This window comes from Tabrizicola sp., from assembly GCF_022842145.1.
Classification (GTDB): Bacteria; Pseudomonadota; Alphaproteobacteria; order Rhodobacterales; family Rhodobacteraceae; genus Tabrizicola.
This window is the reverse complement of the sequence record NZ_JALHQD010000012.1, coordinates 75,843-100,179: the sequence shown is the minus strand read 5'-3', so window position 1 is coordinate 100,179 and position 24,337 is coordinate 75,843. Positions and strand designations below refer to the sequence as shown.

General features: G+C 65.7%; 29 protein-coding genes. 5 read left to right on the top strand and 24 right to left on the bottom strand.

Translation table 11 applies throughout. The features are described from left to right. Positions 1–52: 52 nt before the first annotated feature. Positions 53–1,306, bottom strand: a complete 1,254-nt coding sequence (locus tag Q0C42_RS20970) for an extracellular solute-binding protein (RefSeq protein ID WP_295080816.1) — start codon at positions 1,304–1,306, stop codon at positions 53–55. A gap of 105 nt (positions 1,307–1,411) precedes the next feature. On the opposite strand from Q0C42_RS20970, the gene Q0C42_RS20965 reads away from it, so the two are divergent. Then, positions 1,412–2,197: an IclR family transcriptional regulator gene (locus Q0C42_RS20965; protein WP_295080814.1), complete on the top strand. Its 786-nt coding sequence runs from the start codon at positions 1,412–1,414 to the stop codon at positions 2,195–2,197. A gap of 14 nt (positions 2,198–2,211) precedes the next feature. Then, a complete protein-coding gene (locus tag Q0C42_RS20960) occupies positions 2,212–3,261 on the top strand; it encodes an ABC transporter ATP-binding protein (protein WP_295080811.1) in 1,050 nt (349 codons plus the stop codon). Positions 3,262–3,418: 157 nt separating this feature from the next. Here the strand turns inward: Q0C42_RS20960 and trxB are convergent, their stop codons facing one another. Then, positions 3,419–4,357, bottom strand: a complete 939-nt coding sequence (gene trxB, locus Q0C42_RS20955) for a thioredoxin-disulfide reductase (protein WP_295080924.1) — start codon at positions 4,355–4,357, stop codon at positions 3,419–3,421. A gap of 179 nt (positions 4,358–4,536) precedes the next feature. Here trxB and Q0C42_RS20950 point away from each other — a divergent pair, with 179 nt between their 5' ends. Further along, positions 4,537–5,037 carry an Lrp/AsnC family transcriptional regulator gene (locus tag Q0C42_RS20950; protein WP_295080808.1) on the top strand — a complete coding sequence of 167 codons (501 nt, stop codon included), beginning with the start codon at positions 4,537–4,539 and terminating at the stop codon, positions 5,035–5,037. 3 nt (positions 5,038–5,040) lie between these two features. Here the strand turns inward: Q0C42_RS20950 and Q0C42_RS20945 are convergent, their stop codons facing one another. The 4 genes from Q0C42_RS20945 to lgt form a co-directional block, all read right to left on the bottom strand. Continuing rightward, positions 5,041–5,238, bottom strand: coding sequence for a hypothetical protein (locus Q0C42_RS20945; RefSeq protein ID WP_295080806.1), 198 nt, complete (start codon positions 5,236–5,238; stop codon positions 5,041–5,043). Between the two features lie 113 nt (positions 5,239–5,351). Then, a complete protein-coding gene (gene pgeF, locus Q0C42_RS20940; RefSeq protein WP_295080803.1) occupies positions 5,352–6,110 on the bottom strand; it encodes a peptidoglycan editing factor PgeF in 759 nt (252 codons plus the stop codon). Beyond that, a complete protein-coding gene (locus tag Q0C42_RS20935; protein ID WP_295080800.1) occupies positions 6,110–7,165 on the bottom strand; it encodes an SAM-dependent methyltransferase in 1,056 nt (351 codons plus the stop codon). Before Q0C42_RS20935 ends, pgeF begins: the two co-directional genes overlap by 1 nt. Positions 7,166–7,174: 9 nt before the next feature. Further along, entirely contained in the window at positions 7,175–8,044 is an 870-nt protein-coding gene (lgt, locus tag Q0C42_RS20930; RefSeq protein WP_295080797.1) for a prolipoprotein diacylglyceryl transferase, read from the bottom strand. Between the two features lie 130 nt (positions 8,045–8,174). Between lgt and Q0C42_RS20925 the strand changes: the two genes are divergently transcribed. After that, positions 8,175–8,429, top strand: a complete 255-nt coding sequence (locus tag Q0C42_RS20925; RefSeq protein ID WP_295080794.1) for an accessory factor UbiK family protein — start codon at positions 8,175–8,177, stop codon at positions 8,427–8,429. Between the two features lie 78 nt (positions 8,430–8,507). Here Q0C42_RS20925 and Q0C42_RS20920 read toward each other — a convergent pair whose 3' ends face one another. From Q0C42_RS20920 to Q0C42_RS20840, 17 genes are all read right to left on the bottom strand, one after another. Further along, positions 8,508–9,269 (bottom strand): TIGR02186 family protein, encoded by a 762-nt coding sequence (locus tag Q0C42_RS20920; protein WP_295080791.1) that lies wholly within the window; start codon positions 9,267–9,269, stop codon positions 8,508–8,510. Continuing rightward, positions 9,266–10,183: a sulfite exporter TauE/SafE family protein gene (locus tag Q0C42_RS20915; RefSeq protein ID WP_295080788.1), complete on the bottom strand. Its 918-nt coding sequence runs from the start codon at positions 10,181–10,183 to the stop codon at positions 9,266–9,268. The genes Q0C42_RS20920 and Q0C42_RS20915 overlap by 4 nt, the downstream gene beginning before the upstream one ends. 83 nt (positions 10,184–10,266) lie before the next feature. Next, positions 10,267–11,067 (bottom strand): purine-nucleoside phosphorylase, encoded by an 801-nt coding sequence (locus Q0C42_RS20910; RefSeq protein ID WP_295080786.1) that lies wholly within the window; start codon positions 11,065–11,067, stop codon positions 10,267–10,269. 3 nt (positions 11,068–11,070) lie between these two features. Beyond that, a complete protein-coding gene (locus Q0C42_RS20905) occupies positions 11,071–12,039 on the bottom strand; it encodes an ABC transporter permease (protein ID WP_295080920.1) in 969 nt (322 codons plus the stop codon). After that, complete coding sequence (locus tag Q0C42_RS20900) at positions 12,039–13,139, bottom strand: ABC transporter permease (protein WP_295080783.1); 1,101 nt, start codon at positions 13,137–13,139, stop codon at positions 12,039–12,041. The genes Q0C42_RS20905 and Q0C42_RS20900 overlap by 1 nt, the downstream gene beginning before the upstream one ends. Next, positions 13,139–14,683: an ABC transporter ATP-binding protein gene (locus Q0C42_RS20895; protein WP_295080780.1), complete on the bottom strand. Its 1,545-nt coding sequence runs from the start codon at positions 14,681–14,683 to the stop codon at positions 13,139–13,141. Before Q0C42_RS20895 ends, Q0C42_RS20900 begins: the two co-directional genes overlap by 1 nt. A 122-nt stretch (positions 14,684–14,805) precedes the next feature. Beyond that, positions 14,806–15,801: a BMP family ABC transporter substrate-binding protein gene (locus Q0C42_RS20890; RefSeq protein ID WP_295080777.1), complete on the bottom strand. Its 996-nt coding sequence runs from the start codon at positions 15,799–15,801 to the stop codon at positions 14,806–14,808. A gap of 157 nt (positions 15,802–15,958) precedes the next feature. Beyond that, positions 15,959–16,390 (bottom strand): GNAT family N-acetyltransferase, encoded by a 432-nt coding sequence (locus Q0C42_RS20885; RefSeq protein WP_295080774.1) that lies wholly within the window; start codon positions 16,388–16,390, stop codon positions 15,959–15,961. Further along, positions 16,387–17,004 carry a tRNA (adenosine(37)-N6)-threonylcarbamoyltransferase complex dimerization subunit type 1 TsaB gene (gene tsaB, locus Q0C42_RS20880; protein ID WP_295080917.1) on the bottom strand — a complete coding sequence of 206 codons (618 nt, stop codon included), beginning with the start codon at positions 17,002–17,004 and terminating at the stop codon, positions 16,387–16,389. The genes Q0C42_RS20885 and tsaB overlap by 4 nt, the downstream gene beginning before the upstream one ends. A 10-nt stretch (positions 17,005–17,014) precedes the next feature. Then, positions 17,015–17,578, bottom strand: a complete 564-nt coding sequence (locus tag Q0C42_RS20875) for a NifU family protein (protein WP_295080771.1) — start codon at positions 17,576–17,578, stop codon at positions 17,015–17,017. Positions 17,579–17,692: 114 nt separating this feature from the next. After that, positions 17,693–17,848 carry a hypothetical protein gene (locus tag Q0C42_RS20870; RefSeq protein WP_295080768.1) on the bottom strand — a complete coding sequence of 52 codons (156 nt, stop codon included), beginning with the start codon at positions 17,846–17,848 and terminating at the stop codon, positions 17,693–17,695. A 106-nt stretch (positions 17,849–17,954) separates the two neighbouring features. After that, positions 17,955–18,326, bottom strand: a complete 372-nt coding sequence (locus tag Q0C42_RS20865; RefSeq protein ID WP_295080766.1) for a diacylglycerol kinase — start codon at positions 18,324–18,326, stop codon at positions 17,955–17,957. A gap of 3 nt (positions 18,327–18,329) precedes the next feature. Further along, positions 18,330–19,973: a phosphoethanolamine transferase gene (locus Q0C42_RS20860; RefSeq protein ID WP_295080763.1), complete on the bottom strand. Its 1,644-nt coding sequence runs from the start codon at positions 19,971–19,973 to the stop codon at positions 18,330–18,332. A 115-nt stretch (positions 19,974–20,088) separates the two neighbouring features. Beyond that, a complete protein-coding gene (locus tag Q0C42_RS20855; RefSeq protein ID WP_295080761.1) occupies positions 20,089–20,544 on the bottom strand; it encodes a universal stress protein in 456 nt (151 codons plus the stop codon). Positions 20,545–20,578: 34 nt separating this feature from the next. Beyond that, positions 20,579–21,889 carry an MATE family efflux transporter gene (locus tag Q0C42_RS20850; protein ID WP_295080758.1) on the bottom strand — a complete coding sequence of 437 codons (1,311 nt, stop codon included), beginning with the start codon at positions 21,887–21,889 and terminating at the stop codon, positions 20,579–20,581. After that, positions 21,886–22,380 carry a PaaI family thioesterase gene (locus Q0C42_RS20845; RefSeq protein ID WP_295080755.1) on the bottom strand — a complete coding sequence of 165 codons (495 nt, stop codon included), beginning with the start codon at positions 22,378–22,380 and terminating at the stop codon, positions 21,886–21,888. The genes Q0C42_RS20850 and Q0C42_RS20845 overlap by 4 nt, the downstream gene beginning before the upstream one ends. Further along, positions 22,377–22,799 (bottom strand): PaaI family thioesterase, encoded by a 423-nt coding sequence (locus Q0C42_RS20840; RefSeq protein WP_295080752.1) that lies wholly within the window; start codon positions 22,797–22,799, stop codon positions 22,377–22,379. The genes Q0C42_RS20845 and Q0C42_RS20840 overlap by 4 nt, the downstream gene beginning before the upstream one ends. Positions 22,800–22,926: 127 nt before the next feature. Between Q0C42_RS20840 and Q0C42_RS20835 the strand changes: the two genes are divergently transcribed. Then, the gene (locus tag Q0C42_RS20835) at positions 22,927–23,301 is read left to right on the top strand and encodes a MerR family DNA-binding transcriptional regulator (RefSeq protein ID WP_295080749.1); all 375 of its coding nucleotides are present in this window, start codon (positions 22,927–22,929) and stop codon (positions 23,299–23,301) included. A gap of 95 nt (positions 23,302–23,396) precedes the next feature. Here Q0C42_RS20835 and Q0C42_RS20830 read toward each other — a convergent pair whose 3' ends face one another. Further along, positions 23,397–24,242, bottom strand: a complete 846-nt coding sequence (locus Q0C42_RS20830) for a universal stress protein (protein ID WP_295080746.1) — start codon at positions 24,240–24,242, stop codon at positions 23,397–23,399. Between the last annotated feature and the right edge of the window lie 95 nt (positions 24,243–24,337).

The following is a 24,337-nucleotide window of genomic DNA, read 5'->3' as shown; positions in this document are numbered from 1 at the left end:
CCCCGGAAAACGAAAAAGGCGCCCCCCGAGGGGAGCGCCCATAGTCTCAAGATCACTGCGGGAACAGGCGCGTGCGCGTCGCTTCCAGCTGCGCCAGGATCTCTTCCAGCGCCTCGGGCTGCACCAGGAACCGCTGGAAGCCTTCCATGCCGGCCTTGGCATATTCGGCGTCCGCGTCACGGTCCCAGAACTGGGCGATGCCACCGGTCGAGGTCGACAGAGCCTGGAAGCCCGCCGTCAGGAACGGATCGTCCGCCGGGACGGTCGCGTTCTTGTTGGTCGGCAGCTGGCCCACCGCGGTGTTCCACTTGGACTGCGCTTCCGGGCTGGCCATGTAGGCCAGGAACGTCTTCGCATCCTCGGGGTTCTTCGCACCGCTCGTCAGGTGGATCGTGTCGGTCGGAGCTTCCTCGGCCCGGGCGATGCCCGCGGTGATCTCGGGGAACACCATGAAGCCCAGGTTGTCGTTGGTCATCCCGCCTTCCTTGAAGACGCCGACGGCGAAGTTGCCCATCACGTAGTTGGCAGCCTTGCCCTGCACGAAGATCGCCGCCGCATCCTGCCAGTCGATGGCAGCATGGTTCTCGGTGACGAAAGGCTGCAGCTTGCCCAGGTTTTCAAACACGGCGCGCGCTTCCGGCGAGGTCCACGAGACCTTGCCCGCAGCCAGATCGCTGTGGAACTGGTAGCCGTTGGTGCGCAAGGACACGTAGTCGAAGATCCCCGCGACCGGCCACAGGGCCGACGAGCCGGTGGTCACGCAGTCGATGCTGGCGGCCTTGAACTTCTCGCAGTTGGCCAGGAAGGTTTCCCAGTTCACGCCTTCCGGCCCGGGCACTTCAACGCCAGCAGCGGCGTAGGCGTCACGGTTATAATAGATGCCCCACTGATAGTATGTGTAGGGGATCGCATACTGCTTGCCGTCGATGGTCGACGACGGCACCGACGCGGCCAGCGACTCCATCAGACCGTTGTTGGCCCAGACGTCCGAGATGTCGGCGAAAAGGCCCGCCTCGACGAACGGACGCATCCGGTTCGCGGCGTACCAGTTGGCCAGGTCCGGCGCATCGGCAGTCAGGAAGTTGCGGATCGCGTTCTTGTAGGCTTCGTGGTCGAAGTTGGTCAGCTGAACGTCGATCTCGGGGTTTGCGGCCTCGAAGTCGGCGATCAGGGCTTCGGCAGCCGCCAGCGGAATCGGATCGTAGTCCGCGTTCCAGGTGACGACGCGCTTGTCCTGCGCGAAAGCCGACGTGGACAGCAAAAGGGCTGCCCCGAGCGTCAAAGCGCCCGACAGTTTGTGAACCATGGTTTCCTCCCGTTTGGTTTCACTATTTGAAACTTAGTCTTGAATATTGAAAACTATGTCGGCTATCGTCTATCCTGTCAACAACCACGTTCGGGGGAGGAACCGGTGGGCGCGGAGGGACATGCAGACGGAACGGTCGGCAAGGCGCTGGACGTCTTGGACATGGTGGCAGGCTTTGGCCGCCCCGTGCGGTTCTCTGATCTGCTGGTCGAAGCGGACTATCCCAAGGCCACGCTCTACCGGCTTTTGCAGACCTTGACCCATCAGGGGATGCTGACTTTGGACCCCGATACCGGCACCTATGCGCTGGGCGTGCGCCTTGTCCGGCTGGCCCATGCCGCCTGGGCGCAGTCCTCGCTTGCGCCCATCGCGCGGCCCTATCTTGATGAATTGGCACGGAAAACCGGCGAGACGATCCACCTGGCCCAGATGGACCAGGGCCAGGTCCTCTACGTCGACAAGCGCAACGCCGCCCGGCCCGTCGAGATGTTCGCGCAAGCCGGCAAGGTCGGTCCCGCCTACTGCACCGGCGTCGGCAAGGCGATGCTTGCCTACCTCCCGCCCGAGGCGCTGGAAGCGGCGCTCGCCCGACAGTCCTTCCATCGCCACACGCCCCACACCCTTGCCAGCCGTGAGGCGCTCCTGGCCGAGCTGGAAGCGATTCGCAAACGCGGCCATGCCTGGGACGCCGAAGAGCACGAGGCGGGAATCATCTGCTGCGCCGTACCGATTCTGTCGCGCAGCGGCCGGGTGATGGGGGCCTTGTCGGTCACCTCGACCACGGCCCGCACCACGTTGGAGGCCCTCGGTGCCCAGGCACCGATGGTGAAGGACATTGCAGCCAAGATCGCCGCGGAAGCGGAAAGCTGGCGTTTTCCGGAACAGGTTTAGGGGAGGAAACAGTCATGACAGGCGTTACGCTGGAAGGGGTCGTCAAACGCTTTGGCGATGTGCAGGTGATCCACGGGGTCGACCTCAAGATCGACGACGGAGAGTTCTGCGTTTTCGTTGGCCCCTCGGGCTGCGGCAAGTCCACACTTCTGCGGATGATCGCGGGGCTGGAGGAAACCTCCTCGGGTGCCATCCGGATCGGCGCGCGGGACGTGACCTACATCGACCCGTCGGAACGCGGCGTGGCGATGGTGTTCCAGACCTATGCGCTTTATCCCCACATGACCGTGGCGGAAAACATGGGCTTCGGCCTGAAAATGACCGGCCATCCGAAGGACGAGGTTGACCGCAAGGTCGCCGAGGCCGCCCGCATCCTGAAGCTGGAACCCTTGCTCGACCGCAAGCCCAAGGCCCTGTCCGGCGGCCAGCGCCAGCGCGTCGCCATCGGCCGGGCAATCGTCCGGGGGCCGGAGGTGTTTCTCTTCGACGAACCGCTCTCGAACCTCGACGCCGAGTTGCGGGTGGAGATGCGCGTCGAAATCGCAAGGCTGCACCGCGAGATCGGGGCCACGATGATCTACGTCACCCACGACCAGGTCGAGGCGATGACCCTGGCCGACAAGATCGTGGTCCTGCGGTCGGGCCGGATCGAGCAAGTGGGCAAGCCCCTCGACCTCTACAACAACCCGAACAACAAGTTCGTGGCGGGCTTCATCGGCTCACCGGCGATGAACTTCGTCGCAGGGGTGGCCGAGGCGGGCTTCGTCGCGGCCAAGGGTCTTGGCCCTGTCGCGACGACCATCGGATTGCCCGCCAAGGGGGCCGACGTGACCGTGGGCCTTCGCCCGCAGCACCTCAAGATCGGACCGGGCGACACCCACCGGGTCGAACTGACCGAGGCCCTGGGCGGCGTGTCCTACGTCCACCTCACCGCGCCCTCGGGCGAAAAGCTGATCATCGAACGCCACGACCAGGTCAGCCTGGAACCCGGCGCGAAGGTTGGACTGACCTTCGACGCCCGCGACGCGATGCTGTTCGACAAAGACGGCCTGCGCCTGCGCTAAGGGGCCGCTCGTCGATGACTTCGTCACTCCTCGCTGCGCGCCCGCGAGGAGAAGACGAAGTCGCACGAGGAGTCGCCAAGGTTAAGAAACCCTGAACGCTCGCAGCCAAGCGATTGATTTCTAAAGGGCCTGCAAAGCCGCCACGCGCGGGCGCCCCTCAGTGACCCGCCAGGAACTTCTCCGCATCCAGCGCCGCCATGCACCCCATCCCGGCGCTGGTCACCGCCTGCCTGTAGATGTGGTCCGTCAGGTCCCCCGCCGCGAAGACCCCGGGGACCCCCGTCCTGGTCGACCCCGGCTCCACCACCACATACCCCCCCGAATGCAGCGGCAGCTGGTCCTTCACCAGCTCCGACGCCGGCGCATGCCCGATCGCCACGAAGAACCCGGCGCAGGGAATCTCCCCCTCCACCCCGGTCTTCAGATTGCGTGTCTTCACCGCCGTCACCCCAAGCGGAGCCTCGGTCCCGACAACCTCGGTCACCTCGCTGTCCCAGACCACCGCGATCTTCGGGTGCTTGAACAGCCGGTCCTGCATGATCTTCTCGGCCCGCAAGGAATCGCGGCGGTGGATCAGCGTCACCTTCGACGCGAAGTTGGTCAGGAACAGCGCCTCTTCGACAGCAGTGTTCCCCCCGCCGATCACCACGACCTCTTTCCCGCGGTAGAAGAACCCGTCGCAGGTCGCGCAGGCCGAGACGCCGAAGCCCTTGAACTTCTCCTCCGACGGCAGCCCCAGCCACTTCGCCTGCGCCCCCGTCGCCAGGATCACCGCGTCGGCCGTGTAGGTCGTCCCGCTGTCCGCCGTCGCCGTGAACGGCCGCTGCGACAGGTCCAGCGAGGTGATGTAGTCCGAGATGATCTCGGCCCCCATCCCCTTCGCATGCTCTTCCATCCGCACCATCAGATCGGGGCCCTGCACGGTATGGTCGCCGGGCCAGTTCTCCACATCGGTCGTGATGGTCAGCTGCCCCCCGGGTTGCAGGCCCTGGATCAGCAGCGGGTCAAGCATCGCCCGCGCCGAATAGACCGCAGCGGTATATCCCGCCGGGCCGGAGCCGATGATCAGAACCCGTGTATGCCGCGTCTCGCCCATGCTGTCCCCCATCTGTCGGCCCTCGATATATCCATGCCGGGCGCAAGCGGAAAGCCCCTGCATGGCGGGGATGCACCCAGCGCAATCGGACGGATGCAATACGTTTTCTTGCGCGCGGTTGAAATATTATTGCGCAAACGATCCCTCGGGCGTAAGTAAGGCGCCAGAACGGAGGCACCATGGCCGCGCACAAGCTTGATCCCATCGACCGTCAGATTCTGGCCGAACTGCAGGCCGACGGGCGCATGACCAACGTCGAGCTGGCCAGCCGCGTGGGCATTTCCGCGCCACCCTGCCTCCGCCGGGTGCGCGGGCTGGAGGAGCAGGGCTTCATCCGCGGCTATCACGCAGACATCAACGCACGGGAACTGGGGTTCGAGGTCCAGGTCTTCGCGATGGTGCGGCTGAACAGCCAGGCCGAGGCGGACCTTGCGACCTTCGAAGCGCGCTGCCGGGCCTGGCCCCTGGTCCGCGAATGTCACATGCTGAACGGCGAGATCGACTTCATCCTGAAATGCGTCTCGCCCGACCTGTCCAGCTTTCAAAGCTTCCTGACCGAGGAACTCCTGAAGGCGGATCACGTGGCGAACGTGAAGACCAGCCTTGTCATTCGCTGTGCAAAGGACGAGCCCGGCCTGCCCTTCGATGTCCTGGAAGCGCGGCTGGCGAAGAACGCCTGAGCCTTAGCGCGAGGCGTCCGAAACCTGGCGCGTCGCGGTCTTGAGCCGCATCGCGAAGCTCTTTTGTCCGGCGATCATCGCAGTCCGGCCCGTGGTCTGACGTGCCGAGGCGCGGGCGACGATGCGGGTATCTTCCCCATCCCCAACCGTTTCAAGGATCGACAGGATCCAGCGGCGTTTGGTTTTCATCTGGATGATCATGGGAAATCCCCGTCGCAATACAACCTGTTGGGGAATGATTGACGGGCGATTGCGGCAAGGTTGGGGAAGAAAGGTGCTGCAATCAGAGCATTTTCACGCCACATTCAGCGAATTCAAAGCCTTATTACCGATATAAGTCGACCATAATCCGCCTCTGAGGCGTGCGTTGTTCTCCGGAAGGAATAAAAGCGGGCTGGATCGCGGTAGGTGCAGTGTCCGGTCCACAGCGCCTCTTTCACCCCTGCGTTGCGCAGGCGGTAAAGGCCATAGCCGGGCAGGTCGAAGAGCATCCGGTCGTCCTTGCCGTTGGCGAAAAAGCGCAGGCTCTCTTCATCCTCGGCGCGGAAACGGTCCAGGAATTCCGGGCCGACCTCATAGGCGGCCTGGCTGATCGTGGGGCCGATCACGGCGGTGATGTGGGACCGGCGCGCGCCAAGCGCCTCCATCGCGTCGATGGTGCCTTCCAGAACGCCGTCCACCGCACCGCGCCACCCGGCATGGGCGGCGCCGACGACCTTCGCCTCGGGGTCCGCGAAAAGAACGGGCTGGCAATCGGCGGTCAGCACAGCCAGCAGCACGCCCGGTCGGTTGGTGACCAGCGCATCCGCCTCGGGCCGGATCGACAGGGGCCCGGTGACGGGAATCGCCTTGGCGGAATGGACCTGGTGGACCGTGACCAGCGCCTCTGGTCCGACGCCCATCGCCTCGGCCACCCGGGCGCGGTTGATGGCGACAATCTCGGTCTGATCCGACGACCCGGTACCGCAGTTCAACCCCGCAAAGATGCCAGACGACGCCCCGCCCTTGCGGGTGAAGAACCCGTGGCGGACCTCAAGTGCGTCAGAGGTGATGAATTCCAGCGTGGTGGGCATCAGGTGAATCCGGGGGGCGGCGGGGAACCGGCAGAGGTAACGGCCAGCACCTTGAACAACGAACCCATTTCCTCGGGGTGGGTCAAGCGGCGATGCGCAGCGCGGTGGCTTTCCAGCGCATCGCCGGTCAGGTTGCGGGCCAGTCGTTCGGCCCGGCCGTCGATGCCGAGGCGGGTGAGGAACTCACCCTGCGTGGTGTAGAAATGCGCCTGCTGTTCGGCCAGCGGCTCGAAGTCGACATGGGCGGTCAGGTCGGCTTCACCAGGATGGGCGAGAGGTTCGTCAAAGGCGTGAGCGCGCAGTGCCTGCAACGTGTCACCTCGCGAACGCCAGTCGCCGTAGTCGATCACCAGGGCCACACCTCCGTGGTGGTGCAGCCGGTGATGGACCTGCCGCATGATGAAGCGGCCGATGCGGTTCTCTTCGATGACCATGCCGTCTTCGCGGTGGTGCATTACCGGCGTGTAGGGAAGCGTCGGGCCGTCCGCCAATCCGAAGGCCAGCGCCCCATCCCGGACTCCGATCTGACGTTCGTGCCAGCCGCCTTTCACGAACTGGTACTGGTGGATTGGCAGCGCATCGAAGAACTCGTTCGCGACCAGAAACAGCGGCTTCTCGGGCAGATCGCCCGCCGCCTCGATCCAGCGAAGGCCCAGATCATGTCCCCGGCTGATCGTCTCCTGTTGCTTCCGCCGCAGAACGGGCGAGGCTTCGACCAGAACGACCTGTGCTGAGGCATGGAAGCCGGGGACGCCTTTCGTCGCGCGCAGGATGTCGGCCATCAAGGTCCCGCGGCCCGGGCCAAGCTCGGCCAAGGTGAAGGGGGCGGGCGCACCACGATCCAGCCAGGCCTGCGCAAGGGCCAGCCCCACAAGCTCGCCGAACATCTGGCTGATCTCGGGGGCGGTGGTGAAGTCCCCTGCCACCCCGAACGGATCGCGCGTCGTGTAGTAGCCGTGGACCGGGTGCAGCAGGCACTCGGCCATGTAATCGGCGACGGACATCGGGCCGTTCTCGCGGATGCGCTGGACCAGAAGTTGGGCGAGCGGGGTCATCTGGCGGCTCTAGGCGGTCCGGGCGCGCAGGATGAACCAGAGGCCCGCGGCGATCATCGGCAGCGACAGAAGCTGGCCCATCGTCAATCCGAACTCTCCGATCTGAAGCGCCCAGCCGATCGGGTTTCCGGGGCTGACGAACTGCGCATCGGGCTGGCGGAAGAACTCCACCACGAACCGGGCAATGCCGTAGCCCGCCAGGAACACGCCCATCAGGGCGCCGGGACGCCGGAACCAGTCCCGGCGGAAGGCAAGCCACAAGAGCACGGCCAGAAGCAGGAAGCCTTCCAGCGCGGCCTGGTAAAGCTGGCTTGGGTGACGGGCGCAGAGGCCGGTGATGCCCTCGCAGGTCTGAGCGGCGGTGCCGGGGAAGATCACGCCCCAGGGCAGGTCGGTCTGACGGCCCCAAAGCTCGGCGTTGACGAAGTTCGACAGTCGTCCAAGCGCAAGGCCCAGTGGTGCTGCGACGGCGAGAAGGTCGCCCATCGACAGCATCGGGATCTTCTCGCGCCGGCAGAACCAGATGCCGGCCAGGACGACCCCGGCAAAGCCGCCGTGGAAGGACATGCCCCCCTCCCAGACGAAGGGGATGCGCCAGGGTTCGGCGAGATAGGTGCCGGGTTCGTAGAAGATCACATAGCCCAGTCGTCCGCCCAGGATCACCCCGACGACGACCCAGGTAAAGAACCGCTCGACCTGCTCGGCCGTCAGCGGCGGGTCACCGGCCCAGAGCCGCGGCGTCCGGATGGCGCGCAGGATGATCCACCAGCCGAAAAGAAGCCCCGCGATGTAAGCCAGGGCATACCAGCGCAGCGCGAGGGTAAAGCCGAAAAGCTCGATCTCGAACAGGTTGGGCGAGAGGTCGGGGAAGGGGATCATGCGGGCCCTCTGCAGCTTTGTGACCGCTTGTCGCGGGCGGGGGTGCGGATGTCAACCGCGCCACCGCCTTCGGCACCTTGCCCTGCAGGCGGGGTAGCGCCATATAGGAGGCAAGCGCAGGAGGTGTCCCATGCAGACCCGCAACAAGTTTTTCGACGACATGAGCCAGCTCATGACCAACGCGATGGGCGTGGCCCAGGGTGCCAAGTCCGAGGCCGAGACGGCGATGAAAAGCTTCGTCGACCGCTGGATGGCCGACCGTGACTTCGTGACGCGCGAAGAATTCGACGCGGCCCGCGCGATGGCTCAGAAAGCCCGGGAAGAGAACGCCGCCCTTGAAGCGCGGATCGTGGCGCTGGAATCCGCACTGGCCAAGAAGAAGTGATCTTTCGGCCCGCTCATCGGTGACTTCGTCCCTCTTCGCTTGCGACGAGAAGGCGGAGGCGCACGAGGAGCAGCCCGGTCAGGTCCGGATCAACCGGAACGCCGCCGAGGCCCCCCAGCCGGCCAGCGCGGCCAGGACCAGCGAGACCAGCCCGTAGATCAGCGGCTGCTCTTGCGCGAGGTTGAAGACGAACCGCTCCAGCCCCTCCTTGCGCACTCCGATCACCCGCTCCTGGCTGGCGATCACCCGCTTGTCGCGCAAAAGGAACAGGCGGACCTTGTATTCCCCTTCCGTCAGGTTCGCGGGCAAGACCACGTCGGTGCGAAAAAGCGTATCCTCGGTCAGTTCGACCTTGCCCTCCAGCACGCGGTAGCGCCCTTCATTGGTGCGCACCCGCAGGAGTGCCAAGACGAACTCGCCTGCCTGGTCCGCCTCGTCCGAGATGCCGATGGCGCGGATCATCCGCTCGATGGTGATGCCGTAGCGCAGGTTGTCGACGTCCGACAGGATGTGGTCCAGGGGGCCGGTCGTCGCCACCGCGTAGAAGCTTGGCGCGCTGTCGACGCGCACCGAGGCGTTGTTGATCCAGATCCCGACGACCCGGTCCTTGCGGCGCACCGCAACCGGGGTCGAGGGACCCTCCACCGTCACGATCACCTCCAGCGCCCCAACGTCTTCGGGGGGCGGGGCGTCGCGCTTGACGGCACCATAGATCAGGATCTCGGACCCGTCGAAATCCGCGGTGATCGAGACGCGGTTCTGGCTCATCCCCGCGACGATCACCTCTTGCGCCGCGGCGGGCAGCGCAAGCGCCAGAAGGACCACCATTGCGCGGATCACGGCAGGACCCCCGCCACCGAGTAAAGCTCGGAGGGCCGGACCAGCAGGTCGAACGCGATGCGGATCGAGACGGTCAGCACCAGCAGCGACAACAGGATGCGCAGCTGCTCTGCCTTGAGCCGGACCCCGACCCGTGTGCCCATCTGCGCACCGACGACGCCGCCCAGGATCAAGAGCAAGGCCAGCATCATGTCGACGGTCTGGCTGTTCACCGCATGGGCGACCGTGGTGAAGCTCGTGACGAAGATGATCTGGAACAGCGAGGTCCCGATCACGACCTTGGTGGGCATTCCCAGAAGGTAGATCATCGCTGGCACCAGGATGAACCCGCCGCCGACGCCCATGATCGCCGACAGGAAACCCACGGCGGCCCCGATCAGCACGGGAGGGATCACGCTGATGTAAAGCCCGCTGGCACGGAACTTCATCTTGAAGGGCAGGCCGTGGACCCAGGAATGGACATGCGACCGGCGGATCGGCGCATTGGCCTTTCGCGACCGAAGCAGGCTGCGGACGCTTTCCTGGAACATCATCGCGCCGATCAGGCCCAGGAAGATCACGTAGGACAGCTGGACGAAAAGGTCGATCTGCCCCAGCCGGGTCATGATCCCGAAGACCCAGACGCCGATGATCGAGCCGACCACACCTCCGGCCAGGAGCACGCCTCCCATCGTGAAGTCGACGCCCTTCCGGCGCAACTGCGCCAGCACGCCCGAGATCGACGAGGCGACGACTTGGTTCGCCCCGGTCGCCACAGCGACGGCGGGGGGCACGCCGATGAAGAACAGCAGGGGAGTGATCAGGAAGCCGCCGCCAACCCCGAACATCCCCGACAGGAACCCCACGATTCCGCCCAACCCCAGAATGAGGAAGGCGTTAACCGAAACCTCGGCTATGGGGAGGTAAAGCTGCATCGATGGCGGCCCAATCGGGGCAAAGCGGCGGTGTGTTCAAAGGGTTGCGCGGCTTTGCCGGGGATGTCAAACGCCCCGTTGTCTCAATGCCGTGAGCGCAGGAATTCCCGCAGAATCCGTTCCAGTTTTGCCGCACCCAGCGGGGCCATCGCCTTGGTGTGCTCGTGGCTGATCTTCTCGTCCGACATGCCCGCAGCCATGTTGGTGATGGTCGAGATCGCTGCAACTTTCAGCCCCAGAAAGCGGGCCAGGATCACCTCTGGCACAGTGGACATGCCGACGGCGTCGCCGCCCAGTAGCTTCAGCATCCGGATTTCCGCAGGCGTCTCGAAAGACGGGCCGGAATACCAGCAGTAGACGCCTTCCGGCAGGTCGATGCCCTGGGCCGCCGCAGCCGCTTTCAGCGCCGCCCGCATGGCAGGATCATGCGCATCGGTCATCGGCACGAAGCGGGCATCCGTCTTCTCGCCAATCAGGGGGTTCAGGCCGGAATAGTTAATGTGGTCCGACAAGAGCATGACGTTGCCGGGCGGAATGTCGGGACGCATCGACCCCGCAGCATTGGTCAGGATCAGGCTTTCTGCCCCCAGCGCCTTCAGCACCTGCAAGGGCAGCAGCATCGCGCGGGGATTGCCGGATTCGTAGTAGTGCTCCCGCGCGCCGAAGACCGCGACCCTGACGCCCTCCAAGGTGCCAACATGCAGGTTCGGGTTGTGGCCCGAGACGCCGACATGCGGAAAGCCCGGCAGGTCGGCATAGGGGATCGCAACCCCGTCCACGGCATGCGCCAGATGGCCAAGGCCGGAGCCGAGGATCAGGCCCAGGGCAACCGGGGCATCCCCGGCGCGGCCGCGGATCAGGGCGGCAAGCGTTTCTGCACTCATGCGTCAGCGTTCCTTGACATAGGGCTCGCCCCCCGCGCGGGGCGGGATCGCCTTGCCGACGAAGCCGGCCAGGACAAGGACGGTCAGGATATAGGGCAGCGCGTCCAGGAACGGGACCGGGACCTTCACCTGAACGACCGCCTGCACCACGTCCGGGCGCAGGGCCAAGGCCTGGAAGAAGCCGAACAGCAGGCAGGCATACATCGCCTGCACCGGCCGCCACTTGGCGAAGATCAGCGCCGCCAGCGCGATATAGCCCCGCCCCGCGGTCATCTCCTTGCCAAACCCCGCCTGCAACGCCGTTGCCATGTAGGCCCCGGCCAGCCCGCAAAGGACCCCGGTCACCATCACTGCGGAAAAGCGCAGGCCGACAACGCTGACGCCTGCCGTGTCCACCGCTGCCGGGTTCTCGCCCACCGCGCGCAGGCGCAGACCATAGCGCGTGCGGTAGAGCACCCACCAGGTCAGGGCGACGATGGCGAAGGCGGCGTAGACCAGGATCGAATGGCCCGAGATGACGTCGCTGTAAAGCGGACCCAGAAGTGGCACGCCCGACAGCGCTTCGGCAAAGGGCAGCTCGATCGGGTTGAACCGGGCCGCGCCTTCCAAGGGCGGCGTCCGCCCGCCCTGGCCAAAAAGCGACTGCGCTACCAGCACCGTCATCCCCGAGGCCAGGAAGTTCAGCGCCACCCCGGCGATCAGCTGGTTACCCCGGAAGGTAATCGAGGTGACGCCGTGGATCAGCGCAAAGATCAGCGATCCGGCGATCCCGGCCAAAGCTCCGACCCAGGCATTGCCGGTGTAGAAGGCCACCGCGCCGGCGCACATCGCCGCGACCAGCATCTTGCCTTCCAGCCCGATATCGAAGACGCCCGCGCGTTCCGAATAAAGCCCCGCAAGGCAGGCGAGCAGCAGCGGCGTCGCCAGCCGCAGGGTGGAGTCGAGGAGTTGCAGCAGCGTTGCGTAATCCATCATGCGGCCTCCAGCTTGCGACCACGGAAGACGGCGAAGATGCGGATCAGGATCATCCGCACCATCATGTCTAGCGCGCCGGTGAACAGGATCACCAGACCCTGCACCACGGTCCGCAACTCGATCGGGATCTTGGTCCAGAGGCCAAGCTCTGCCCCGCCCTGGAACAGGAACCCGAACAGAAGCGCCGCCAGCACCACGCCGACCGGGTGGTTCCGCCCCATCAGCGCCACCGCGATGCCGATGAAACCCGCGCCGGACGCCGAGTTGCCCAGAAGCCGCTCCGCCTCGCCCATCACGTTGTTGATCGCCATCAGACCGGCCAGCCCGCCCGAGATCAGCATCGCGATCATGATGATCCGGGTCGGGTTGATCCCGGCATAACGCGCTGCGGGTTCGGACTTGCCGAAAGCGCGGATCTGGTAGCCAAGCCGCGTGCGCCACAAAAGCGCCCAGACCACCACCGCCATCGCCAGCGCGATGAAGAAGGTGACGTTGGCAGGCACCCCGCTGGTGAAGATCAGGTTCAGGCCCGGGATCTCGTTGAAGCTGGGCAGATGCGCGGCTTCCGGGAAGTTCGCCGTCGCGGGGTCCATCTTGCCCGGCGGACGCAGCACGTCGACCAGCATGAAGATCATCAGGCTTGCAGCGATGTAGTTGAACATGATCGTCGTGATCACGATATGGCTGCCGCGTTTCGCCTGCAGATAGGCCGGGATCGCCGCCCAGGCCGCGCCGAACAGCGCCGCCCCGCAGGCCGCAGCCGCCAGCGCAATCGTCCAGTGCGGCCAGGGAATGAACAGCAGCGCCATCGCCACCCCCAGCCCGCCCAACTGCGCCTGCCCCTCGCCCCCGATGTTGAAGAGACCCGCGTGGAAGGCCACCGTCACCGCAAGCCCGGTGAAGATGAAGCTGGTCGCATAGTAGAGGGTATAGCCCCAGCCATAGGCGTTCATCACCGAACCCTGGACCATCACCGTGATCGCCTCCCACGGGTCCTGCCCGATGGCGATGATGACCAGAGCCGAAATGATCGCGGCAAGGGTCAGCGAGACGAAGGGGACAAGGGCGACATCGGCCCAGCGTGGCAAGCGGTCCATCAGGCGGCCTCCCCTTTGCCGGTCACGCCGGCCATCATCAGCCCAAGCGCGCGCTCGTCGGTGGTTTCCGGGTCACGGAAGCCCATGAGGCGTCCGTCGAACATGACGGCGATGCGGTCCGAGAGGCTCATGATCTCGTCCAGTTCCACGCTGACCAGCAGGATCGCGGCTCCTGCGTCGCGCAAGGCGATGATCTGCTTGTGGATGAACTCGATGGCCCCGATGTCCACCCCGCGGGTCGGCTGGCCGATCAAAAGCAGCGCCGGGTTCTGCTCGATCTCGCGGGCGACGACGATCTTCTGCTGGTTGCCGCCGGAAAAGCTTTTGGCGGGCAAGGTCGGGATCGGCGGGCGGACGTCGAACTTGGCCATCTTCTTCTCGGTGTCGGCCCGGATCGCGTCGTTGTCCATGAACAGCGCGTTCTTCTGGTATTCCGGTTCGTTGAAATAACCGAAAGCCACATTCTCCCAGGCCGCGAAATCCAGGATCAGGCCATAGTGGTGGCGGTCCTCCGGCACATGCGCGATGCCCGCGCGGCGGCGGCTTTGCCCGTCCGAGCCCGCGCCAGACAGGGGCAGCGCCGCCCCTTTCAGCGTGGCCGAGCCCGTGGCCGCCTGCATCCCGCCCAGGGCAGCCAGAAGCTCGGACTGGCCGTTCCCGGCGACCCCGGCGATCCCCAGAATCTCGCCCGCCCGGATGTCGAAGCTGATGCCCTTCAGCCGTTCCACCTTGTGCTCGTCGCGTACACGCAGGTCCTTGACCGACAGTACCACCTCACCGGGCTGGGCCGCGCCCTTGTCGACCTCCAGCAGCACCTTGCGGCCCACCATCAGCTCGGCCAGCTGTTCGGGGCTCGTTTCGGCGGTCTTCACCGTCGCGACCATCGTCCCGCGCCGCATGACGCTGACGTTGTCGGTCGCCTCCATGATCTCGCGCAGCTTGTGGGTGATCAGGATCACCGTCTTGCCCTGGTCCTTCAGGCCCCGCAGGATGCGGAACAGGTGGTCGGCCTCATCCGGGGTCAACACGCCCGTGGGTTCGTCCAGGATCAGGATTTCGGCCTGCCGGTACAGGGCCTTCAGGATCTCCACCCGCTGCTGGTGACCGACGGACAGGTCCTCGATCAGCGCGTCCGGGTCCACGTCCAGTTCATAGTCGCGGGCCAGCCGCTCCAGTTCCTTCCGGGCCTTGGCCAAGGAGGCGTTCAGCATCGGGCCGTCCTCGACCCCAAGGATGATGTTCTCCAGAACGCTGAAATTCTGCACCAGCTTGAAGTGCTGGAAGACCATTCCGATGCCGGCGCGGATGGCGCTCTGGCTGTCGGGGATGGGGGTAAGCTGGCCGTTGACGAAGATCTGGCCCGCATCGGCCTTGTAGAAACCATAGAGGATGGACATCAGCGTGGACTTGCCCGCGCCATTTTCACCGATGATCCCGTGGATCGTGCCCTTGGGCACCGCGATGTTGATGTCCTTGTTCGCCTGGACCGGGCCGAAGGCCTTGGAAATGCCCTTCAGCTCGATGGCGAATGCTGCATCGGCCATGTTTTTTCCCCTGTCTCCGCCGGGTGCCCACCGCTTCTGGCGCGCGGCTTCAAGGGGCAGCCCTTTGCAAATGTGCCGCGCCAATGGCTTGGCGCGGCACTTTTCACATCGGTGTCAGCCGATCAGAACGTGGCGGCCGGGCAGGTGTTGTCCGACATGTAGTCGTGGACCACGAGTTCGCCCGACTTGATCTTCTCGGCCGCGGCATCGACGGCGGCCTGCATCTCGGGGGTGACCAGCGAGGCGTTGTTCTCGTCCATCGCGTAGCCGACGCCTTCGTTGGCCAGACCCATCACGTTGATGCCGGGGGCGAGGGCTTCGCCTTCCTTGAAGGCCTCGTAGACGGCGTTGTCGACGCGCTTCAGCATCGAGGTCAGGACCTTGCCCGGATGCATGTAGTTCTGGTTGCTGTCGACGCCGATAGACAGGATGCCCTCGTCCGCCGCCGCCTGCAGGACACCCACACCTGTGCCGCCTGCCGCCGCGTAGATCACGTCCGCGCCCTGGGCCTTCTGGCCCTTGGCCAGTTCCGCGCCCTTGACCGGGTCGTTCCAGGCTGCCGGAGTGGTGCCGGTCATGTTCAGCACGACCTTCGCGTCGGGCTTGGCCGCCATCACGCCCTGGGCGTAGCCGCAGCCGAACTTGCGGATCAGCGGGATGTCCATGCCGCCGATGAAGCCGACGGTGCCGGTCTTGGTGGCAAGCCCGGCCATCATGCCGACAAGGTAGGACCCTTCATGCTCGTTGAAGACGACCGACTTCACGTTGGGCTGATCCACGACCATGTCGATGATCGCGAACTTGGTGTCGGGGAAGTCCGGGGCGACCTTGTTCAGCACGTCGCCGAAGGCGAAGCCGGTCATCACGACCGGGTTCGATCCGGCTTCGGCCAGACGGCGCAAGGCCTGCTCGCGCTGAGCCTCGTCCTGCATCTCCAGTTCCTTGAAGGTCCCGCCGGTTTCCTCGGCCCAACGGGTCGCGCCGTTGAAGGCAGCTTCGTTGAAGGATTTGTCGAACTTCCCGCCAAGGTCGAAGATGATCGCAGGTTCGGCTGCGGCGACGCCCGACAGCAGCGCGAATGCACAAGTTGCCCCGGCAAGGGATTTCAAAAGGCTCATCGGTGTTCTCCCGGTTGATAAAACTCATCGCCGCCCTGTCCACCGGTCTTTCCGGGTCGCGAGCGGTTCCTGCGCCTGATTAGCGACGAAGCCCGCATGGGGGTCAAGCGGGATTCTTTTTGCCGGTGCGGCGCCTTTACCCTTTGGTCAAAAATCTTCACTGCGGATGTGCAGCTGCCAATTCGCGCGCCAGAACCAGTGCGTCGACGCGGTGGCCCTCGGGCGTCAGGTAGTATCCGCGTCGGCGACCTGCGGCAGAGAACCCGGCCGATTCGTAAAGCCCGATCGCGGCGGCGTTGTCGGCAGCGACCTCCAGAAAAGCCCGCTCCGCCCCCCGAAGTTTAGCCTCGTAGACAAATCGCGAGACCAGTTTCCGTCCCAGCCCGCGGCGACGCGCTTCCGGGGCGACGGCGATGGTCAGAAGCTCGGCCTCGCCCGCGACGGCGCGACCCAGCAAAAGGCCCGCATCGCCTTCAACCAGCAGGAAGACCAGCGGGTCGTCCAGCAGGCCGGCAAAGTCAGCCTCGCTCCACGGGGCCGGAGTGCGGAAGGCGCGGGCATGCAGCGCGGCAAGGGCCTCGGGCGTCACGGCAGGATCACCGGGGGCGGGTCGGAAGGTGGGGCCGCGTCCGCGCCGCGCAGGTAGAAGGGGGCGGGACGGGGCTGCGGTGTGGCCGCCCGCGCGGCACCGATACGCGCGATGGCCTCGACAAGGGGCATGGCGGGCGCAAGCGCGCCGTCTCCAGCCGCCGAGCCCGTTGCGGGGCATGCCGGAACCACGCGGTCAGCCAGATGCGCGACACCGGCCCCGCTTTCGGTGAACAGCTGCACATAGACCTGATCGCGCCGGGCGTCCTCGACCACCATGACCGGGCGCGGCAACCCGAAGGCCAGCGCCTCCAGCCGCGTCACGCCGATGGCCGGGACTCCAAGGCCAAGCGCCAGCCCACGCGCGGCGGCGACCGAGATGCGGACGCCGGTGAAGTTGCCAGGGCCGGTCCCGACCGCCAGCGCCTTCAGGTCGGACCAACCGATCCGGCCCTCGGCCAGCACCTCCTCCAGCAGGGGGATCAGACGTTCGGCCTGGCCCTTCTCCATCGGCTCCAGCCTCTGGATCACGCGGCAGGTGTTCAGCGGGGCGGGCAACAGCAAAGCGGCCGCGCAATGCGCGGCCGAGGTGTCGAAAGCAAGGATCGGCAGCAGCACGTCCGGCTCAGGCGGCGACGGGACGGACTTCCAGCACTTCCGGGATGTAGTGCCGCAGAAGGTTCTCGATTCCCATCTTCAGCGTCAGGGTCGAGGACGGGCACCCCGCGCAGGCGCCCTGCATGTGCAGGTACACAACGCCCCGGTCAAAACCGTGGAAGGTGATGTCGCCGCCATCCTGCGCCACCGCCGGACGGACGCGGGTGTCGAGCAGTTCCTTGATCTGGCGGACGATGTCGCCATCCTCGCCGGTATGCTCGGCATGGCCGCCGCCGTTCGAGCCTTCACCTTCGATCACCGGAGCGCCGGACTGGTAATGCTCCATGATCGCGCCCAGGATCTGCGGCTTGATATGGGCCCAGTCGACATCCTCGGCCTTGGTGACGGTGACGAAATCGGTGCCGAAGAACACGCCCGTGACACCGCCTGCCGCGAAGATGCGGTTGGCAAGGGGGGACTTCGCCGCTGCCTCGGCCGACGGGAAATCGGCAGTGCCAAGCTCCAGCACGGTCTGGCCGGGCAGGAACTTCAGCGTCGCGGGGTTCGGCGTGGATTCGGTCTGGATGAACATGTGGAGTCTCCGACTATTCCACTCGGATATGCGCCTTGGCGGCACGAACGTCAAGTCTGGAACCGTTCTAAATCGGACGCAGGGCCAGGGTGGGCGGTATCGCCCACCCTACGCTCAGGCCCGGTCGGACCCCCAATAGGCATACATCTGCTCCAGCGCCGACAAGGGGCGCAGAACAGGTGCGGCGGGGGTCAACTGCTCAGCCGAGAAATACGCCTCGAATGGCGCGGCAGGCTGAGGTTTGCGGAGCGGAAACGGGTGGATGGACATGATCTTGGGGCCTTTCGGAAGGCTCCTCCCTGCGTAGGAAGGTAGGCCCATCCCGGTTAAGACCCAAGGCCCATTGCTGCATGGCGGCAATGTCCCTGCTGCAGGGCTACCAGATCAGCACGACGCCCGCATAGATCACCAGAGCCCCGATGGTGCAGGCCACCGCCAGCGACCCAAGGTCCTTGGCGTCCTTGGCAAACTGCGACCAGCCGGGGGACAGGTGATCCACCAGCACCTCCAGCGCCGTGTTCAGGGCCTCGACAGCGATCAGTGCCAGGCCGATGGCCAACAGTCCAAGGATCTCGGGCAGAGATGCGCCCAACGCCACGAACAGCACCAGAAGCCCCGCGACCAGCGCCACCTCCTGCCGAAACGCGCTTTCCCGCGCCAGCCGCTGCAACCCGCCCAGCGAATACCCGGCCGCCGCAAGGAAATGCGCCACACCCGACTTGCGCGGAGGCTTTTCCTGCACGGTCATCCCTCAGCCCGTCGTGACCTGACGACAGGCCCCGGCAAGGTCCAGCCCGTCATCCTTTGCCGTCGTCGACACGTCCAGCATCCCAAGCACCGTTGAAAACATGTTGTCATGGCTCACAGGGTTCGCAGCCGAAGCCTTCAGGCAGTCTGCATCGACGGACAGACTGGCACGGAACCGTTCGGACATCCAGATGACCATCGGCACCTGCGTCTGATACTCCGGCGCCATGAAATAGGGCGTGCCGTGCAGGTACAAACCACCCTCTCCCAGGCTCTCGCCGTGGTCCGAGACATAGTACATGGCGGGCGTCACCCGGTCGGAAGCGTCCAGAACGTCGACCACCTGCGCCAGAAACCAGTCGGTATAGGCGATGGTGTTGTCATAGGCATTGACGATCTCTGCGGTGGAGCAGTCGGTCAGCTCCTCGGTCTTGCAGGCCGGAGAGAAGATCTCGCGGTCCGCCGGATAGCGCAGCCAGTAGCTGGGGCCGTGACTGCCGATCTGGTGCAGCACAATGATGGTGTTTTTGGTGATCGTTTCAGCCTTCGTCTGCAGGTCCTTCAGAAAGACCCCGTCAATGCATTCGGGAAAGCAGAACTCCGGTCCATTCTGGGGTTTCATCGTGCGCGGGCGGACGGCCAAACGGTCACCGATGTTCTTGTCGCCGGTGTTGTTGTCCCACCAGTCGACGTCGAAGCCTGCGTGCGTCAACACATCCAGCAGGTTCTCGTTCGACAGCCCGCCCTCGTAGGAATACTGATCCTTCGTCAACGGCGAGAACATGCAGGGCAGCGAAGTTGCCGTCGCCGTGCCGCAGCTCGTGGCATTCGGGTAGTAGACGATATCACGCTTGGCCAGCTCGGGGTTGGTGTCGCGGGTGTAGCCGTCCAGCGACCAGTTCTGCGCCCGTCCGGTCTCGCCAGCGACGATGACCAGCAGCACAGGCTTTGCAGTGTTGGCCAGGTAGGGACCGGGGCCGGCATCGCGGCCCGTGGGCAGCACCACGATCTGGGTCGACTTGACCATCATCTTTGCATAGCGAAGCGCCCCGCTCATCGGTGCGAGGGGCTGAACCGAGCCCATCAGCTCTTTCTCGGCGCGCAAGATGGTGGAATAGGCCTTCAGGTTGGTGAAAAGCAGCCCGACCACCAGCGCCGCCGACAGGGCCGTGACCATTCCATAGCCCAGAAGCGCGCGTTTGATCGGCGCGCGACGGATGCGGGCCCACAGGACCAACAGCGCCGGCAGGACGCCGTACAGCGCGACATGGCCCAGGAAGTGCAGCGTGACGAGATGCTTCGATTCCGCGAAGGTCGTGGTCATCGCGTTCTGGATCATGTCGCGGTCGACCACGACGCCCAGCACGTCGACATAATAGGACGTTACCCCCGCCGTGAGCAGCAGCGCAACCAGTACCGGCTTCTGCGCCCTCCGCACCGCCAGCAGCGAGATCACCAGCAGCATCAGCGCCCAGACGGCACCGGCAAAAACCAGCGCGGTCAGGGTCCGGCCTTCGAAGATGCGGAAGAGGTGACCCCAGAAGGTCGCGTTGCACAAGGCCATGAGGTAGGTCGCGACCAGGGCGTTCAGTGCTGCGGCGGAAAGCATCGGACGCGTGGCGAAAGTCGCCGTGACAGGAAGGGGCATCGGTTGTCCAGGAAAGCGAGGCCTCGCACGGCCCCAAGCCTCACTTAGACCTTCGCTTCGGCTCTGGCTGTAAGCGTGCGCTTAAACCGGCCCGCCTCAGCCCCGGCGTGGTCCCTTACGTGATGCTTTCCAGCCGTTCCTTCGACATGTCGCCCGGAACGATGGTGATCGGGATCGGCAGGTTGCCCGAGTTCCGCGACAGCGCCGTGACCAGCGGCCCCGGCCCCGACTTGTCCGTCCCCGCACCCAGGACCAGAACACCGATCTCGCCGTCCTCGTTGACCTGGGCCAGGATTTCCACCACCGGGTCGCCCTCCCGGATGACAAGTTCGGGGTTCACCCCCTGCTTGTCGCGCATCCATTTGGCGAAGACCTCGAAATGCGCCTCGATCCGCTCGCGCGCCTCAGCCCGCATCAGGTCGGCCACGCCGACCCAGGTCTGAAACTCGTCCGGCGGGACGATGGACAGGATCGTCACCCCGCCCCCGGTATGGGCCGCGCGCAAGGCGGCAAAGCGCATCGCGTTCAGGCATTCGCGGCTGTCGTCCAGCACGACCAGGAATTTCCGCATGTTTCTCCCCTTTGGCGCCTGATCATTCCCGCAGTCACCCAGGAAGGCAAGCCTGCGCGGCGACCCGGGGGCTGCGCCAATGCATCAGCAGGCTGCGTGCGGTGAACAAAACCATCATCGCAGCCCAGAGCCCGTGGTTGCCGAAGGGCAGCAGAACAAAGATCGCCAGCCCGTAAAGAGCTGCCGAAACAAGCATCAGCCGCCGCATTTCGGCTGTGAGCAACGCCCCAATGTAGATGCCGTCGTAAGCCCAGGCCAAGGCCCCGAAGGCCGGGGCGGCGACGATCCAGGGCAGGTAGGCGCGCGCCTCTTGCCGCACCAGGGGATCGGTTGCCATCAGGTCGATCAGCCAGGGTCCCGCCAGCCAGAACCCCAGACCCAGCGCCAGACCTCCGGCAACGGTCCAGAACAGCGACAGCCGGATCGCCTGCCGTACGTCGCTGACCGCCCGCGCCCCGATGGCCTGCCCGACCAGCGTCTCGGCGGCGAAAGCAAACCCGTCCAGCGCATAGGACAGGATGCCAAGAAATTGCAGCAGCACCTGATTGGCGGCAAGCGTCACGTCCCCGTGCCGAGCCCCCAGAAAGACAAAGGCGGTAAAGCAGGCCTGCAGCACGACCGATCGGATCATGATGTCGCGGTTGACCGCGATCATCCGCACCAGCGCCACCCGGTCGCCGATCCGCGCCAACCCGGCCACCAGCGCCGGGCCGAAGGCATCGCGGCAGAACCAGAGCCCGACCGCAAGCCCCGTCCATTCGGCGATCAGCGTGGCGATGGCAACGCCCGGCACGCCCCAGCCCAGACCCAGCACGAACCACAGATCAAGGGCGATGTTGATCCCGTTGATCCAGACCTGCAGGACAAAGACCGCCCGGGTCCGCTCTACCGCGATCAGCCAGCCGGTCACCGCGTAAAGCGCGATGGTGGCCGGGGCGCCCCAGATGCGGATCGCCAGATAGGTCCGCGCCAGGGCCTCGACCTCCCCGCTCGCGGGGGCCACGGCGAAGGCTCCGGCAAAGAGCGCAAGCTGCAACAGGATCAGCACCAGTCCGGCACCAAGCCCGACGACCAGCGCCCGAAGCAGGACCGCCGTCCGCTCGGCCCCGTCGCCCGCCCCCTGCGCCTGAGCCGCCAGGCCACTGGTTCCCATCCTGAGAAAGCCGAAGACCCAGTACAGCGTCGCCAGGATCACCGCCCCAAGTCCCACGGCCCCGATCGGGGCCGCGGCGCCCATCTGGCCCACGACCCCGGTGTCGACGGCGCCCAGCAGCGGCACCGTGGCATTCGACAGCACGATCGGCCCGGCAATCCGCCAGACACGGCCATGCGTGATGGAGCTCATGCCCGCGGCTCGACCGGCGGCATCAGGAAATGGCCCGTCGCCTGCGCGAACAGCCGCGCGCGGTTGTCCTGCCAGGCCTCGACATGCACCGAGGCATAGCGGCGCCCCGACCGGTTCACCCGGGCGCGCGCATAGGCATCGCGGGGAAGACCGGCGCGCAGGTAGTCGATGGTGAAATCGATGGTCTTCGGCAGCCGCAGCGGCCCCTCGGGCAGCGCTCCGTCGGCTTCAACGCCATCCCACAAGGTGCTCCAGGACAGCTCGATCATCGCGGCGATCTCCAGGAAGGCCGCCGTCGCGCCGCCATGCAGGGCGGGCAGGCGCGGGTTGCCGATCAGCTCGTCGCGGAAGGGCAGGACCGCCGTCAGCTCGTCCCCCCGCCGGTCGAACCGGACGCCAAGGAAGCTGATGTAAGGCACCCCGTCGACCAGACTGCGCAACAGCCCCTCGCGGCGCTGCTTGATGATGTGCAAAGGCTCGGGCGGCTTCATCCCTTGCGCTCCACCGTGAAGGCCCCGGTCGCCATTGCCACCGGGCGGCTTTCGTCGTCGTCGGTCGCCACGGCCCGCACGAAGGCCACCGACCGCGTGACGTGGTGGCATTCCGCCTTGGTGCGGATCGTCTGGCCGGGCGTCGCGGGGCGCATGTAGTCGATGCGCAGATCCAGCGTCGCCGTGGAGAACCCCGCCTGCGGATGGCTCATGACCGAAGCCCCGCAGGCCGTGTCCATCAGCGCCGAGACCGCGCCGCCGTGCATCACCCCCGTCGTCGGGTCGCCGATCAGCCGCGCATCATATGGCATCGAGATCGTGGCCGAGCCTTCGCCGATGGCTTCCAGCTCCATGCCCATTTCGCGGCTGTGCGGCAGGGCCTGGATGAACTGGCGGGCGATGGTGGTGATGTCGGACATGGAAACCTCCCGTGGGGACTCCGGGCGCGCATCAAACCGCTGCAACCTGGGGAAGGCAACCCCCGAGACACCTCATGGTTGCGCCAAGGCAGGTGTGATCCTAGGCTGGCGGCGAAAGGAGCTGCGCATGACCGACACTCGCCTCAGCTTCAAGGAGATGTGCGCCAAGTTCGACGTGACGCCGCGCACCTTGCGTTACTACGAATACATCGAGCTTCTGGCCCCTGAAAAGGAAGGCCGCTCGCGGTTCTATGGCCCGCGGGAAGCGGCGCGGATGAAGCTTATCCTGCGCGGCCGCCGCTTTGGTTTCAGTCTTGAGGAAATCCGCCAGTGGCTGCTGATCTACGGCAAGAGGGGCGAGCGTCCGCAGCTGGAAGCCTGGCTGCAACTGGCCGACCGCCAGCTTGAAGCGCTGGACAAGCAAAGGGCGGAACTGGACGCCTCGATTGCCGACCTGCGCGCCCTGCGCGAGACGGCGGTTGAAGAACTGGACAAGCTTTAGCGAACGTACAGCTCCTCGTTCGACTTCGTCTCCTCCTCGCAAAGTGCCCCCTGCGAGGAGTGACGAAGTCCACGACGAGCCGCCGCCTTCGCGTGTCAGTGCGCGAGGAACACCGGCACCTCGGCGCGCTCCAGCATGTCGCGCGTCGCCCCGCCCAGGATCGCCTCGCGGAAACGGGAATGACCATAGGCCCCCATGACCAGAAGGTCGGCATCCACGTCCCGCACCTGACGGGCAAGGACCTCGGACACGCGGGGCAGGGTCCGGGCCAGAACCGATACCTCGGCCTTGACCCCGTGCCGGACCAGAAGCTGACACAGAAGGCCGCCGGGGTCGGACCGCTCCGACCCGTGGGTCGGCGGATCGACCACGACGATCTGCACCATTTCGGCGCGCTTCAGGAACGGCATCGCGCGGCGGGCGGCGACCAGCGCCTCGCGGCTTTGGTTCCAGGCCAGGATGATCCGCTTCGGCACGGCCGTCCGCATCCCTGACGGTGGCACGATCAGCACCGGGGCCATGCCTTCGAACAGGGCCGCCTCGGTCACCGCCTCGTCCTCGACACCCCGCGACTTGCCGTAGGGCAGGGGCAGGATCACCAGATCGGAATAGCGCGCCCGCGAGGCCACGACATCGGTCAGTGCACCCAGCTGCATCACCACCGATTCGACCGATGACCGAAGCGTCGCCGGCTGCGCGCCGATGGCCGCGTTCAACGCGGCTTCGGCTTCGCGGGCTTCCGCCTCGGCCCGGTCCATCGCGGCGGCAATGACCACGGCGCCCGATCCGACGTAGGAATAGCCGATCTGCGTTCGGTCCACTCCGACCGCCAGCGTGTCCAGATGTGAATCCATCGCCTGCGCGATCTGCGCGGCAGCGGTCACGGTGCCAAGAACGCCTTCCGGCGATGCGGCAATCGTGAGGAGAGATTTGTAGGCCATGACGGTCTCCCTTGAAGGTAATGGCCCATCATGCCCGATCCCTGTCCGCACACATTGACCGAGGTCAATCCGCTGCAGGACCTCGCTTGACGCAG

Coding starts and splice junctions, on each gene's coding strand:
- Q0C42_RS20970 (WP_295080816.1), bottom strand. CDS start 1,306: ATGGTTCACAAACTGTCGGGCGCTTTGACGCTCGGGGCAGCCCTTTTG.
- Q0C42_RS20960 (WP_295080811.1), top strand. CDS start 2,212: ATGACAGGCGTTACGCTGGAAGGGGTCGTCAAACGCTTTGGCGATGTG.
- trxB (WP_295080924.1), bottom strand. CDS start 4,357: ATGGGCGAGACGCGGCATACACGGGTTCTGATCATCGGCTCCGGCCCG.
- Q0C42_RS20950 (WP_295080808.1), top strand. CDS start 4,537: ATGGCCGCGCACAAGCTTGATCCCATCGACCGTCAGATTCTGGCCGAA.
- Q0C42_RS20945 (WP_295080806.1), bottom strand. CDS start 5,238: ATGATCATCCAGATGAAAACCAAACGCCGCTGGATCCTGTCGATCCTT.
- pgeF (WP_295080803.1), bottom strand. CDS start 6,110: ATGCCCACCACGCTGGAATTCATCACCTCTGACGCACTTGAGGTCCGC.
- Q0C42_RS20935 (WP_295080800.1), bottom strand. CDS start 7,165: ATGACCCCGCTCGCCCAACTTCTGGTCCAGCGCATCCGCGAGAACGGC.
- lgt (WP_295080797.1), bottom strand. CDS start 8,044: ATGATCCCCTTCCCCGACCTCTCGCCCAACCTGTTCGAGATCGAGCTT.
- Q0C42_RS20925 (WP_295080794.1), top strand. CDS start 8,175: ATGCAGACCCGCAACAAGTTTTTCGACGACATGAGCCAGCTCATGACC.
- Q0C42_RS20915 (WP_295080788.1), bottom strand. CDS start 10,183: ATGCAGCTTTACCTCCCCATAGCCGAGGTTTCGGTTAACGCCTTCCTC.
- Q0C42_RS20910 (WP_295080786.1), bottom strand. CDS start 11,067: ATGAGTGCAGAAACGCTTGCCGCCCTGATCCGCGGCCGCGCCGGGGAT.
- Q0C42_RS20905 (WP_295080920.1), bottom strand. CDS start 12,039: ATGGATTACGCAACGCTGCTGCAACTCCTCGACTCCACCCTGCGGCTG.
- Q0C42_RS20900 (WP_295080783.1), bottom strand. CDS start 13,139: ATGGACCGCTTGCCACGCTGGGCCGATGTCGCCCTTGTCCCCTTCGTC.
- Q0C42_RS20895 (WP_295080780.1), bottom strand. CDS start 14,683: ATGGCCGATGCAGCATTCGCCATCGAGCTGAAGGGCATTTCCAAGGCC.
- Q0C42_RS20890 (WP_295080777.1), bottom strand. CDS start 15,801: ATGAGCCTTTTGAAATCCCTTGCCGGGGCAACTTGTGCATTCGCGCTG.
- Q0C42_RS20875 (WP_295080771.1), bottom strand. CDS start 17,578: ATGTTCATCCAGACCGAATCCACGCCGAACCCCGCGACGCTGAAGTTC.
- Q0C42_RS20870 (WP_295080768.1), bottom strand. CDS start 17,848: ATGTCCATCCACCCGTTTCCGCTCCGCAAACCTCAGCCTGCCGCGCCA.
- Q0C42_RS20865 (WP_295080766.1), bottom strand. CDS start 18,326: ATGACCGTGCAGGAAAAGCCTCCGCGCAAGTCGGGTGTGGCGCATTTC.
- Q0C42_RS20860 (WP_295080763.1), bottom strand. CDS start 19,973: ATGCCCCTTCCTGTCACGGCGACTTTCGCCACGCGTCCGATGCTTTCC.
- Q0C42_RS20855 (WP_295080761.1), bottom strand. CDS start 20,544: ATGCGGAAATTCCTGGTCGTGCTGGACGACAGCCGCGAATGCCTGAAC.
- Q0C42_RS20850 (WP_295080758.1), bottom strand. CDS start 21,889: ATGAGCTCCATCACGCATGGCCGTGTCTGGCGGATTGCCGGGCCGATC.
- Q0C42_RS20845 (WP_295080755.1), bottom strand. CDS start 22,380: ATGAAGCCGCCCGAGCCTTTGCACATCATCAAGCAGCGCCGCGAGGGG.
- Q0C42_RS20840 (WP_295080752.1), bottom strand. CDS start 22,799: ATGTCCGACATCACCACCATCGCCCGCCAGTTCATCCAGGCCCTGCCG.
- Q0C42_RS20835 (WP_295080749.1), top strand. CDS start 22,927: ATGACCGACACTCGCCTCAGCTTCAAGGAGATGTGCGCCAAGTTCGAC.
- Q0C42_RS20830 (WP_295080746.1), bottom strand. CDS start 24,242: ATGGCCTACAAATCTCTCCTCACGATTGCCGCATCGCCGGAAGGCGTT.